Source organism: Egbenema bharatensis FJBBOT/2019, from assembly GCF_048077055.1.
GTDB classification, from domain to species: domain Bacteria; phylum Cyanobacteriota; class Cyanobacteriia; order Elainellales; family Elainellaceae; genus Egbenema; species Egbenema bharatensis.
Genome location: NZ_CP182236.1, coordinates 5,727,048 through 5,740,149, shown reverse-complemented (window position 1 = coordinate 5,740,149; position 13,102 = coordinate 5,727,048). Strand labels below are relative to the sequence as shown.

Here is a 13,102-nt window from a genome sequence, read left to right as displayed (position 1 = left end):
CTTCTCCCAACGGGGGGAAGGTTTTTTGTTGCAGGATTAACGCAAATCAATGCCGAGGAATCGATCGAGAAAGCGACTGCGCCAGATGGCCCGGAGAATCAAGCACCATTCGATCGCAATGAATCCCAGGAACAGGTAGTGAACTCTCCCCAGCGGGTATAACTCAAAGAACTGCCGGAGCGGCGGAATCCCTAAAATCAGTAAGTAAACGCCAAATAGGAGGAGGGCTACGATCGAGTATCGCCAGTCGCCACTGAGGGGTTCGCCGCCCACCCAGGCGGTGTTCGGGGGTTTGAGAAAGGGAATCAGCAATAGTTCACCCATAATTAAAATCGTAACGAGGGCACTGCGAGGAATGTTGTGATTGACCTGAGCAATGCCAGCACCAGGAGGCAGGTCTAATACGGCGACCACCAGGTAAAACAGATACACCATTAAGGACATCAGTGTCAGGGTCAAAGTTGCGGGTACGACGAAATGCAGCATCGATCGCACCATACTGCGGCGGGGGATGAGTCCGGGTCTGGCCCAAACTGGAATACACATGGTGGGGAACCCTACGCCAATCAGGGAAACGATCGCACTTTGCTTATTTTGGAGGGGAAAGATATCGGTGACGATCGCGGTAGCAAAAATTAGGAGCGTAACGCAGAAGGTTCTGACCAGAAAAAGCTTCAGCACATCCTGAATCCCGTTCCGAATCCGTTGCCCTTCCAGGAAGGCGCGCGGCAGTGCCCCAAAGGAATCCTGCCGCAACACAATATCAGCCACTCCACGGGTGGCCTTACTCCCACTCTCCATCGCAATTCCCAAATGAGCCTGCTTCAGGGACAGAACATCATTCACCCCATCGCCAATCATGGCGACGTATCGCCCTGCATCCCGCAGTTTTTGCACCAGAAGCGCCTTTTGTTCCGGGCTGATTCGCCCAAACACGGTGTACATCTGCGCTGCCTGGGTCACCTGCTCCGGATTCAATTGGGACAGTTCCGCTCCAGAGATTAATCGTAAATCGTCTCGCAGTCCTGCCTGTCGCGCTAAGGCTGCCACCGTTTCCGGATTGTCCCCAGAGATGATCTTGACTTCAATCCCGGCTGCGGCAAAGGCGCGTAAGGTTTCGGAGGCTTCCGGTCGGAGCTGATCGCTGAAGCAGAGAATGGCCAGGGGAATGCGATCCGGGGGTAATTGGGGAAACTCAGTTTCAACCCGAATTTGAGCTGGATCAGGCGAATAGGCAAACAGAACTACTCGTAAGCCCTGTTTGACCCTGGTTTGAATGTAGGCGTTTAATTCAGGACTGAGGGAGGGAGCTAAAACTTCCGGTGCGCCCAGGAGGTAGACTCCCCGTCGATCCAAATCATCAAAGGCGATCGCGCTCCACTTGCGGGTGGAGGAGAAAGGAATTTCCGCTTTGGGTTGGCGGATTTGCCCAGGAAAGGCATGGGCGATGGCTTCACTGGTGCGATTCACGGTGGTTGTGTTGGCGGCAAAGTCTCCCAGGAGTGGATGCAGGGCGGCGGCGGAAATCTGGATGGGGTGAACTTCCTGAAGCAGAATGTGGTTGGCGGTGAGTGTTCCAGTTTTATCCAGGCAGAGGGTATCCACATTACTCAGGGATTCCACTGCATTCGCCTGTTGAATCAGGACATCTTCTCCAATCATCCGCACGGCTCCCAGCCCATACGCCAGAGTGATGGCGATCAACAGTCCAGCGGGAACCAGTCCTGCAATCACCGCGGCCCGCTGCACCAGGTCATTGAGGGAATGATCGCGGCTGACAAAGCTGATGGCAATGAGCAGCCACAAAAAGCAGGCAATCAGCATGAAAACGCGAATCACCACATTGGTTTCTACCTGGAGGGGCGTGAGGATACGGCGAAAGGCTCTAGCACCAGAGGTCAGCTTGTAAGCAACGGTTTCAGTGCCGACTTTTTGCGCAACATAGCAAGCCGTGCCACTGACGCAAACACTGCCAGAGTAAACCGGTGTTCCGACGGGTTTTGGGATCAGATCGGATTCTCCAGTCAGAAGCGATTCATCGACTTCCATCTGCCCCTCGCCGACAATCTCGCCATCGACCAGAATCTGATCGCCCGGACGGGCTATTAATACATCTCCTAAAACAATTTGTGAGGGTTCAATTTCCTGCTCTATACCATCCCGGATCACGGTGGCTTGAGGGCGATTCAGCAGCGCAATTCGATCGAGTGTCCGTTTGGCCCAGATTTCTTGAGCAATATTGACCAGGACTCCCCCAAAAATTACGATCACCACCAGGATGGCATCTCCGGCTCGCCCCAGCAGAAACATGACCAAACTGATGGCAAAAAAAATCGCGTTGATGAAGGTAAACAGGTTCTCTTCAAAAATCCGCCAATAGGAACGGCTCGTTTGCAATTTGGTCTGATTATCTAAACCTGCGGCTTGCTGGGCGGCTGCTTGCTGGGCGGTTAAACCTTGAAGCAGTTGAGGCAGGTTCGCGTTGTTCAGTGAACGACTCATGCAGCACTCAATCTGATAAGTTAATCCCTTAACGTCGATCGTGGCACACCGACTTGAATCAGGCTAAGAGATAATACGGAGTAAGGTTCCGTTTGGGACTCTGCCTCGTTTGTTCTGGCGTTGCCGATTCACCCCTAACTGAAATTATGCCGCCTCAAATGGTTGAAATTCTCTCAGCAGAAGATCTGCGCCGTACCATTACCCGGTTAGCGTCGCAAATTATTGAACGAGCCGGTGATTTATCGAAGCTGGCACTGCTGGGAATTTATACGAGGGGGGTTCCCCTGGCAGAATTGCTAGCAAAGCAGATTGAGGCACTCGAGCAAATCGAAGTTCCGGTCGGGTCGCTGGATATTACCTTTTATCGAGATGACCTCGATCGCATTCACCTGCGGAACCGGAGAAAACTAATATTCCCTTCGATGTGTCTGGAAAGACGATCGTGCTGGTGGATGATGTGATTTTTAAGGGAAGAACGATTCGGGCCGCCCTGAATGCAGTTACAGAGTATGGACGACCGGAGGCAATTCGGCTGGCGGTACTGGTCGATCGGGGACACCGGGAACTGCCGATTCACCCTGATTTCACGGGCAAAGAACTGCCTACGTCCAGTGAGGAGCAGGTGAAGGTTTATCTTCAGGATGTGGATGGGCGAGATGGGGTTGAGTTGATTCGCCGCGATCAGGATAGTCCTTAGGATCGGGGATTAAATAACCTGTGCAATTATTCTGTCTCATTGACTGGGCGGGCAAGATGCCCACCCCACAAGAGATGAGGCTGGGAATGGTCTTCCTGGGTACAGGGGCTGTGATCACACACTGGCAGCAAGGCTGGCGGAACTGCGAATGTGATCGAGGGTCAAGACTCCTACCGTATCGCCGTTGTCCGTCACGGTTAAATGGGGTGCTCCCGTTCTCAGAATCAGCGACAGGGCTTCCCGGAGGCTGTCATCTCGCTCTACGGTTGGGGTGCCGTTGTGGCTGTAGTCGTCTGGGGTGGTGATCATGGCAGTTTCTACCCGCAATAGGCTGAGTTGGCGTACCATGTCGTCGGCTCCCATCAGATGATGCACAAAGTCACTAGCAGGGCGAGTCAGGACGTTGAAAGGAGTATCGTACTGAACAATTTGCCCATTCTGCATCAAGATCAGCCGATCGGCGAGGCGCAGGGCTTCTTCAACATCGTGGGACACAAACAGGATTGTTTTCCGGAGTTGTCGCTGGAGCCGCAGAATTTCGTCCTGGAGGCTGGTGCGGGTAATGGCATCGATCGCGCCAAAGGGTTCATCCATTAGCAATACGGCTGGATCCCCTGCCAGGGCCCGGTCAGCCCAACTCGTTGCTGTTGCCCCCCCGAAAGCTGTCCTGGATAGCGGTTGCGGTATTCCTGAGGAGGAAGTTGCACCAGGGTCAGCAATTCATCAATCCGGGTCTGGATCTTCGATCGCTCCCAGCCCAGGAGTTTGGGAACAACGGCCACGTTTTGGGCAACGGTCATGTGGGGAAAAAGCCCAGACTGCTGAATCACATAGCCAATTTGCTTCCGCAGGGTCGTTTTCTTCATCTGGCGAATATCCTGCCCACCCAACTCAATACTGCCCTCCGTCGGTTCGTACAGACGGTTCACCATCTTGAGCAGGGTGGTTTTACCGCACCCTGAATGACCCAGAATCACCACAAGCTGCCCTGACTCTACCTCACAGCTACACCGATCGACAGCGGGACGAGATGCACCTGGAAAACGGAGGGAGACTTGGTTGAAGTGAATGGTGGTCACGAGGAGTGGGGGGGAGGAATGAACAACGAAGATTGAAGTGTGAACAACGAAGAAAAAAAAGAGCAAGGAGAAAAAGAAGAACGGCGAGAAAAGAATGAGGCAGATTTTGACCGCTGCCTTCCCCGGTTTGCTGTTGACCCTTAAAGTTGGCCCTTAAAGAATGCCTTCTTGTTCCAGGAATTCTCTAGCTACATCGGCGGGTTCTCTCTGGTTGCCGCTGACTTCAAAGTTGAGGCGTTGCATGGTTTCATCGGTGAGCAAAGGGGCGATCGCGTTCAGGGCATCTGCCAGACCAGGGTGTTGATCCAGGGCTTCTTGACGGACGACGGGAGCGACTTGATAGGGCGGGAACAATCCCTGATCATCCTCCAGGACAACCAGATCAAAGGCATTAATTTCACCATCTGTGCCAAAGGCGACCGCGACATCTGCTTCACCGTCGATCAGCCCCCGATACTTCAACCCCGGATCGACTGCTTTGTATTCTCGGAGTTGGAAATCACCATATTCAGCCTGAATTCCAGGCAGTCCATCTTCGCGGGCTTCAAATTCGGGTGGGCCAATCATCACTAGCTCATCGGCGCGGGCGACCATTTCCGAAATTGTCGTAATCCCAAATTGTTGGGAGCCTTCCCTGGTCATGGCTAGCGCCTGAGTGTTGTTCATGGGAGCCGGATCGAGCCAGACAAGATTAAATTGCTCCTGGTAGGCCTGGGAGACTTGCTGAAATACTTCGTCTTGATCGGTGGCGGTGGGTAGTCTCAGGACTGTGAGCAAGCCAGTCCCAGTATATTCAGGGTACAGGTCAATTTCGTTGCTGGTGAGGGCTGCCTGAGCCACTGGAGTCCCGCCTAAGTTGAGTTTGCGTTCCACCTCAAAGCCTGCATTTTCCAGGGTCAGGGCATACATTTCACCGATGATAAATTGCTCTGGAAAATCCTTGGAGCCAACGCGAATAGTATCTCCCGCAGCACCGGAACCGCCTCCACAGGCAATCAGCACGGTTGCGGTTAAAAGTGCCAGTAAGGGCAATACAAAAAGGCGACGAATTCTTTTCATGGCGTAGAATCGACTCAATCAGGCGCAGAGGATGGTTTGCACGATAACTTTATCTTGACATCATATCAAGACTGAATTAGAAGGTGCTCGATTCTACGGTATTCCTACATATTTTTTGGACTTCAATCAAATACGATTTGAAATTTTAAAGTTCACAGACTAGGTGAACACAGGGTCAGGGTTCCGAAGTTAACGCTCAGGGCCACATTGAGATGCTCCAACGATTCCACCAGCCACAGCACACCGTCCTTGGAGCAGGACTCATAGTGTTTAAATAAAACTGCAAACTGCCGTTCTAGATAGGGGCGAACATTGCGGCAAATCAGCAAAATTTTCAGCAGCAAACCGATCGTCAACGATGCCCCAAGATTCCCCAGCAGATCCACAAAAACTGCATGGTTTGGCTGATCCTGGGTTTCCACCACCAGAAAATTAATCAGCCTGCGACAGGTTCCGACCAGCAAAACATCATTAATCTGTTGGGTATTGTGATCGGGCAGGGTGTCCTGCAAGTAATCGTAGAGCCGCTGGTTGAATTGGCGTTGACCGTACTTGGGGTCAATGGAGTCTGTGAGGTAGTCAAACAGATCGTCTTTGAACCGATCGTAGGAAGGGGCATAGCGGCTGTAGGTAAGGAAGCGTTGGGCTAAATCACGGTAGGTGTTGGAACCGTCAATTTTGCCGCCAAACTGTCGCAAAGCTTTATCCAGCCGTCGATCGCTCAGGAGGGTGGGATTGCGATCAGATTGACCTTGAATCAGGCGACCCACGGGATTAAGTGGTGGTTCCGGCACTGGATGTCCTGCGAGCACGACCTCATTGGTTAACACGGAGTTGGTTAATACGGAGTTGGTTAATACGGAGTTGGTTAATACGGATTCCAGCCGACTATCTTGCAGCTTAGCGGTGGCATAGCGGGCTAAGTCTCGATCGAACTGTCGCTGTACCTGACGACGAATGCGTCGAACTCGTTTGCGTTCCTGCTCGGTGCTGTCTTCAGTCAGTAAGCTGTGATCGTACAGGCAGGGATAACGACGAATCAGAGTGCCCAGCGGGGGAGAACCACCGATCGGGCTATTGGAGGGCGTGACGACCTGAGCCAGTCGTTTGAGAGCTGCGTATTGTTCGGTGTGTTGAAAACTGCGCGTGAGTTGCCGCATCCGTTTAGTGGCGCGATTGTGCCCTGGACTATCTGGAACCGTAGCGAGTAGATCGATCAGGGAGGAAATGTCAGTGTGGAGCTTGGGCTGCATCAGCCAGTGGTTAATTAAAATGTGGCAGCAGCGATTGAGGATAAATTTGAAGTCTTTTTCAATGAATGGAGAATCCAGGATCTGCTCAACCGATCGCCAAACTTGCTGATCGGTGTAGCCCGTTGCTGTGACAAATAATGCCCGAAACCGCACCAGCATTACTTCGGGTGGTTCAACCCTGGCACATGCTAAAAGGTGATCGTAGAGGCACTGTTCTTGCTTGAGGGTTGTGAGATGCCCCGTTGACTGACGATGGAAGTAATCTGACCAAGAGTCCATATGCAGCAGTACCTCCGGGGCTAGTAAACCCAAGCAGGGAAAACGCGACTCGAACTCTGAACAGCAGATGCAAACCAGCCTGAACCAGGCCAGCTTGAATCGGTCCAGCCTGAACCAAACCCACTAACGCAACTTCTGGAATCGAAAAACTGAGCGATCGGGAACATGACTTGTTTAAACAGGTATCTTAAATCACTACTTTTATCCTACGGGAACCCACTGGATATTATTGAATGATTTTATACTAATTTTTGGCTCTCAGGCGGGCGCAAGGCACTTTCTGATTCGATCGGCAATCGCAATTCTACGGTTAATGCGGACAATCAGGTGCTTGAAGCTCTATTGGAGCCGTCAAAATCAGGTCAAATTAGTTTTCTGTTGCAGGTGCTGACCGTAAAATTACGGAGTTGTCACTTCATCGGCGAAGTTATGCCAGCGAACAAAATAGAATGGGCCTGCCATTGATCCCCAGAGATGTTCATCGGTTTCTGGATCGCGCCCTCGATCCCAACTGATAAATTTTTGGTCGTCAATTTCAAATTCGCTGTCAAGGTAGGTGGTTTTTCCTTTGCGCACTACTAAACAGGCTTTTCCTGGTTCCACGCTTCCCCTAAAGCTGTGCCCTGTCCACTCCACAATCATGTTGCAACCGGGCAATTTTTCCAACATGTCACTGGAAAGGGTTTTGAGGCGTGGTAAGTCTCGTGAGGCTCCGTAGAACGGCTTGTCGTCTTTGAGAACGTAGTTTTCAATTTCGATGCGATCGCTCTTTTCCAACAGTTTCAACACGCGCACCCGGTAGGGCACGTTCAGCATATAGTCGTAGGCTTGCTCCACCAGGAACCCCACGCCAGATAGCACATCTGGAGGTAACGGCCGCATGCAAACGCGAATGTGGGCATAAAAAGGCGGATTCTCAAAGGCTTGTTCCTGATTGCTGAAGTCGGCTGCCATCCAGCGGGCCAGGGTGGTGATGTCGGTGGAATGGGTCATGGTGTCAATCGGTCTTGTGTAATGGTTGGTGATCCCCATTTATTTTATAGGAGTGAGGAGTGAGGAGTGAGGAGTGAGGAGTGAGGAGTGAGGAGTAGGGGCGATAACTCCTTCGGAGTCGCTGCGCGAACGCGAATCGCCCGTATAGGAGTCAGGAGAGAATCCGTAGCGCAGGCATCTTGCCTGCCGGGGAGAGAATCCGTAGCGCAGGCAGCGTTCGACTGAGCTTCACGCCGAAGTCTTGCCTGCCAGGAAAGGGGCAAAGAGAGGGTAAACGGCAGGTTCAGGAGATTGAGACTATCTTAAGAAGTGTGTATTTTATGAGATGAAGATGGCATGACGATCGGGATTTGGGTGCTGGGGGATCAGCTCTGGATGGAGCAGGCGGCTCTGGAGGATTTTGCTCATGTCAAGCAGCAGACTTCGGTGATTTTGATTGAGTCGTTCAGCCATGTCAGGGAGCGATCGTACCATCAGCAAAAGCTGGTGCTGGTGTGGTCGGCGATGCGGCATTTTGCGGAAGAATTGCGGCAGGCGGGTTGGTCGGTGGTTTATGAAACGGCCGAGGATTTTGAGGCTCCGTTACGGCAGTGGATTCAGGCTGAGGCGATCGAGGAATTGTGGGTGATGCAGCCGAACGATCGCCCGTTTGAGCGGTGGATTGAATCGCTGGATTTGCCCTGTCCGGTGCGGCTGGTGCCCAATAATTTATTCCTGTGGACAAGGGATGAGTTTCGATCGTGGGCGCAGGGTCGTAAGAATTTGTTGATGGAGTATTTCTACCGGGAGGGGCGTAAGCGATTGCAGGTGTTGATGGAGGGGCCGCATCCGGCTGGCGGAGAGTGGAATTGGGATAAGGAGAACCGCAAGCCGCCGAAGGGCAATCTGAATCCGCCGGAACCGCTGTGGTTTGAACCAGATGAGATGACGCAAGCGGTGATCGATCAGGTGAAGTCGGGTGGGTTCTCTCGCTATGGGCAGGTTGAGCCGTTTCGCTGGGCGGTGACGCGATCGCAGGCCTTGCAGGTGCTGGAGTATTTTGTCAGCGATCGGCTGCCGATGTTTGGCCCGTACCAGGATGCGATGGTGACTGGGGAAGAGACCATGTGGCACGCGATGCTGTCACCCTATCTGAACCTGGGGTTGCTGCATCCCCTGGAGGTGATTCAGGCTGCGGAGAGAGCTTACTATGAGCAGGATTTAGCCCTGAGTAGTGTGGAGGGATTTATTCGGCAAATTTTGGGCTGGCGGGAGTATATGCATGGGCTGTATCACTATGTGGAGGAGGACTACCCGGAGCGCAACTGGTTTAACCACAGGCAGCCGTTGCCGGACTTCTTCTGGGATGCCGATCAAACGGACATGAACTGTCTGCACCAAACCCTGAAACAGGTGGAGGAATTGGGTTATGCCCACCACATCCAACGGTTAATGATATTGAGCAATTTTGCCTTGATTGCCGGATTGTCTCCCCAGGCGGTGGAAAATTGGTTTCACTCGGCGTTTATTGATGCCTACGACTGGGTGATGCAGACGAATGTGATTGGCATGGGGCTGTTTGCCGATGGGGGGATTCTCGCCTCCAAGCCCTATGCGTCCTCGGCGAATTATGTGAATAAGATGAGTGATTACTGTAAAGGCTGCACGTACAAACCCAGCCACCGCACCGGGGAGAAAGCCTGTCCGTTTAACTTTTTCTACTGGGATTTTCTCGATCGCCACCGCTCAAAGCTGCAATCTCAGGGTCGCATGAGTTTTATCCTGAAAAATCTGGACAGGATGCCTGCGGAGGAGTTGGCGGAAATTCGGCAGCGATCGAGTCAGTGGCGGGAGCAGTTTCGACCGCAGGGTGAAGGATGATGAACAGAGAACCTGTGTAATGGTTCTGCTGGGTTGACTGGGCAGGCAAGATGCCTACCCTACAAGAGGGTTCAGGTTTAGATCAGGTTCCGAAGGTTCGATCGCCTGCATCGCCTAATCCAGGGACGATATAGCCCTTTTCGTTCAGTTCCGGGTCAATGCCTGCGGAGTAGACGATCGCACTGGGGAAGGCACTGCCCAACTTTTTCAACGCAGCAGGGGCGGCGACGACGGAGATAATGCGCACCAGGGCTGGGTCAATGCCGCGCTGAGTGATGTCTTCCATGACGGCCACAATGGTTCCGCCAGTTGCCAGCATCGGATCGGTGATCAGGACTCTGGTTTCAGGATGGAACTGTTCGGGAAACTTGTTCAGGTAAACGCTGGGTTCCAGGGTTTCTTCATTGCGAACGACTCCCACATGGTAGGTCGATGCCAGGGGTAACAGGGTTTGCGCACCCTCTAACAGTCCTAACCCTGCCCGCAGAATCGGAATGACGGCGATCGGCACTTCAGGATTAACGAAGGTGGCAGGACAGGGGGACAGGGGCGTTTGCACATCCATATCCATTGTGGGCAACCAATCCCGCACCGCTTCGTAGGTCAACCATCGCCCCAGTTCTACCATCGCACTCCGAAACAGGGTTGAGGGGGTAGACTGATCGCGGGCAATGCCGAGCCAGTGTTTGATTAAGGGATGCGGTGGAACATAAACACGCAGTTGCAGAGTCATTGGTGGTGAAAAAGTAATGAGAGGGAATCAATCGGCAATGAACCAATTAGTTAAATTTAAGAAATCTTTGTTTATTGTTCCATTGATTGACGATCGGGGGATAGTAAAGCTCAATTGATTGGGCGGGCAAGATGACCACCCCACAAGATAAAGAAGGTGCGGGCAAATGCCTACTCCACCAGAAAAGGCGGAAGATAGCCCCCTGGCGGGCAAGACTTCGGCGTGAGCCCTTCGACGTGAGCCTCAGGAGTTCGGCGAGGCTCACTCGAGCCGTTGAACGCTCAGTCGAACGCTGCCTGCGCTACAGAAATCGATCAATGTTGCAATAAGTGGGATGCTCCCCTTTTGTCCTTCATTCTTTCTGGACTCCTGACGCTCTTTCTGAACTCCTCATTATGTCACTCCAATCCCTTCAAGACTTCTGCCAGCAAGCCGAACATTTCATCAATGTGCTGCTTTTCGATGATCAAAGGTGGGGAGAGGGCAATGATGTCTCCAGTAGTGCGAATTAACAGACCGCGTTCATAGCAGCGCAGGAAGCACTCAAAGGCACGAGCAGTGGGCTTGCCGGGAATTGATTCCAGTTCAATCGCAGCTACCAGTCCCAGATTGCGCAAATCGATCACGTGGGGCAGTCCCTTGAGGGAATGGACGGCTTCTTCCCAGTAGGTTGATAGTTCTTGCGCGTGTTGGAACAATCCTTCTTGCCGATAGATTTCCAGCGTGGCGAGTCCGGCTGCACAGGCGACCGGATGTCCGGAATAGGTATAACCGTGTAAGAGTTCGATCGCTTGTTCTGGCCCATTCATGAAGGCATCGTAGATTCCCTGCCGCACAAAAACGGCTCCCATGGGTACTGTGCCGTTGGTCAGTCCCTTGGCGACGATGATCATGTCTGGCATGACATCAAAGTATTCAGTGGCAAACCCGGTTCCCAAGCGTCCAAATCCGGTGATCACTTCATCGAAAATCAGCAGAATGCCGTGCTTGTCGCAAATCTGGCGCAGCCGTTGCAGGTAGCCTTTGGGGGGAATCAGAACACCCGTTGACCCTGCGACCGGTTCGACAATCACTGCGGCAATGTTGGAGGCATCGTGGAGGGCGACAATCCGCTCCAGTTCATCGGCTAAATGGGCTCCCCATTCGGGCTGCTGACGGCTGAAGGCATTATGTTCCAGGTTGTGGGTATGGGGCAGGTGATCGACACCGTTCAGCAGGCTGCCAAAAAACTTGCGGTTCGGGCGAATCCCACCCACGGAGATGCCGCCAAATCCTACGCCGTGATAGCCTCGCTCGCGTCCAATGAGCCGTTGGCGCGTTCCCTGACCGCAAACCCGGTGGTAGGCGATCGCAATCTTCAGGGCTGACTCTACTGCCTCGGAGCCGGAGTTGGCAAAAAACACATGGTCGTACCCAGGCAGCATTTTGACTAACTGATCTGCCAGTTGAAATACGCCAGGATGCCCCATCTGAAAGGCGGGTGCATAGTCCAGGGTTGCCACTTGCTGATGAATCGCTTCAACAATTTGGGGGCGACAGTGTCCTGCATTGACGCACCACAAGCCGGCCGTTCCATCTAGCACCTGTCGCCCGTCATGGGTGGTGAAGTGCATATCTTTAGCAGAGACGAAAATCCGAGGATTGGCTTTGAACTGCCGATTGGCGGTAAACGGCATCCAGAAGGCTTCTAGCTCGGCACGGGTGGGGTTGTAGGTAGAGGGTGAGGATGAGGTTTGCATGGGAAGAGTGAAGAGTGAGGAGTGCGGAGTAGGTTGGGTTGAGGGATGAAACCCAACAGTCAGTGGCAGTCAGTAGCAGTCAGTAGCAGTCAGTAGCAGCAAGTGGCAGCAAGTGGCAGTGAAAAGCGGAGCAGTAGTATGGGGTTTATTTTAAGCGAGGAGGAAGGAGCTTGTTAAGCCCTTTGTGGCTGGGATTAGGGTTGGGTGGGTTGCGGGGTGGAAGTCGATCGCGCTGGGAGAATATAAATTGCGCCGGAGATCAGGGTGAGGGCAACGGCGAGCCAGAAGGCAATTTGGGCGATCGGTATCCAGGTGGGGGGGAGCGGGGTAATGAGGAGAGCGATCGCCGCAATTTGGGTAACGGTTTTCAGCTTGCCCCAGAGATTGGCTCCAGAAATTTTCGGTTGATTGACGCGCCACCCAGCAATGGCTAATTCCCTGGCCAAATCAGAAACACCCCCCAGGCAGGAACCTGACCTAGTTCAATCAATGCCAGTAGGGGAGCCAGAACGAGCAGCTTATCAACCAGGGGATCGAGGAATTTGCCTAAATCAGTCACCTGATTCAAGCGACGCGCCAGGTAGCCATCCAGCCAGTCGGTTCCAGCCGCGATAAGGAAAATCACCAGGGCAATCCAACGGGTGCGATCGGTGGGTTGATAGAGCAGATAGAGCAGGATAGGGGCACCGAGGAGACGGGAGACTGTAATCCAGGTGGGGAGGTTCATAGGGAGTGAGGAGTGAGGAGGGGGGAGTGAGGAGGGGGGAAGGGGGAATGGGGAGTGGGTAGGGGCGAATCGCCCGTATGGGATTCGGGAGAGTTGTAGCGCAGGCATCTTGCCTGCCAGTGGGTCATCGATCGCAATGACCGAATTGAATGATTAACTCCCATCTTGCCTGCGGGGGTTG

Annotated in this window: 9 protein-coding genes and 3 pseudogenes; 2 read left to right on the top strand and 10 right to left on the bottom strand. The window is 53.1% G+C overall.

The window, feature by feature from the left end; translation table 11 throughout:
* Window positions 1-36: 36 nt before the first annotated feature.
* Window positions 37-2,502, bottom strand: a complete 2,466-nt coding sequence (locus ACM1PF_RS26830) for an HAD-IC family P-type ATPase (protein WP_416669039.1) — start codon at window positions 2,500-2,502, stop codon at window positions 37-39.
* 146 nt (window positions 2,503-2,648) lie between these two features.
* Between ACM1PF_RS26830 and pyrR the strand changes: the two are divergent.
* Window positions 2,649-3,199 (top strand): annotated as a pseudogene (gene pyrR, locus ACM1PF_RS26825) (bifunctional pyr operon transcriptional regulator/uracil phosphoribosyltransferase PyrR).
* Between the two features lie 114 nt (window positions 3,200-3,313).
* Here the strand turns inward: pyrR and ACM1PF_RS26820 are convergent.
* The 5 genes and pseudogenes from ACM1PF_RS26820 to ACM1PF_RS26800 form a co-directional block, all read right to left on the bottom strand.
* Window positions 3,314-4,278, bottom strand: a pseudogene (locus ACM1PF_RS26820) (ABC transporter ATP-binding protein).
* Between the two features lie 153 nt (window positions 4,279-4,431).
* Window positions 4,432-5,337 carry a glycine betaine ABC transporter substrate-binding protein gene (locus tag ACM1PF_RS26815; RefSeq protein ID WP_416669037.1) on the bottom strand — a complete coding sequence of 302 codons (906 nt, stop codon included), beginning with the start codon at window positions 5,335-5,337 and terminating at the stop codon, window positions 4,432-4,434.
* 152 nt (window positions 5,338-5,489) lie between these two features.
* A complete protein-coding gene (locus ACM1PF_RS26810) occupies window positions 5,490-6,869 on the bottom strand; it encodes a hypothetical protein (RefSeq protein WP_416669036.1) in 1,380 nt (459 codons plus the stop codon).
* A gap of 399 nt (window positions 6,870-7,268) precedes the next feature.
* Complete coding sequence (locus ACM1PF_RS26805; RefSeq protein WP_416669035.1) at window positions 7,269-7,862, bottom strand: chromophore lyase CpcT/CpeT; 594 nt, start codon at window positions 7,860-7,862, stop codon at window positions 7,269-7,271.
* A 44-nt stretch (window positions 7,863-7,906) separates the two neighbouring features.
* A complete protein-coding gene (locus tag ACM1PF_RS26800; protein ID WP_416669033.1) occupies window positions 7,907-8,125 on the bottom strand; it encodes a hypothetical protein in 219 nt (72 codons plus the stop codon).
* A gap of 73 nt (window positions 8,126-8,198) precedes the next feature.
* Between ACM1PF_RS26800 and ACM1PF_RS26795 the strand changes: the two genes are divergently transcribed.
* Complete coding sequence (locus ACM1PF_RS26795) at window positions 8,199-9,722, top strand: cryptochrome/photolyase family protein (RefSeq protein WP_416669031.1); 1,524 nt, start codon at window positions 8,199-8,201, stop codon at window positions 9,720-9,722.
* A gap of 82 nt (window positions 9,723-9,804) precedes the next feature.
* Here the strand turns inward: ACM1PF_RS26795 and upp are convergent, their stop codons facing one another.
* From upp to ACM1PF_RS26775, 4 genes and pseudogenes are all read right to left on the bottom strand, one after another.
* On the bottom strand, window positions 9,805-10,455 hold the full coding sequence (gene upp / locus ACM1PF_RS26790; RefSeq protein ID WP_416669029.1) for a uracil phosphoribosyltransferase: 651 nt from the start codon (window positions 10,453-10,455) through the stop codon (window positions 9,805-9,807).
* 398 nt (window positions 10,456-10,853) lie between these two features.
* Window positions 10,854-12,194, bottom strand: coding sequence for an aspartate aminotransferase family protein (locus tag ACM1PF_RS26785; protein WP_416669028.1), 1,341 nt, complete (start codon window positions 12,192-12,194; stop codon window positions 10,854-10,856).
* Between the two features lie 194 nt (window positions 12,195-12,388).
* Window positions 12,389-12,921: pseudogene (pgsA, locus tag ACM1PF_RS26780) on the bottom strand (CDP-diacylglycerol--glycerol-3-phosphate 3-phosphatidyltransferase).
* On the bottom strand, window positions 12,918-13,085 hold the full coding sequence (locus tag ACM1PF_RS26775) for a hypothetical protein (protein ID WP_416669026.1): 168 nt from the start codon (window positions 13,083-13,085) through the stop codon (window positions 12,918-12,920). The pseudogene pgsA and the gene ACM1PF_RS26775 overlap by 4 nt, the downstream one beginning before the upstream one ends.
* Window positions 13,086-13,102: the final 17 nt, after the last annotated feature.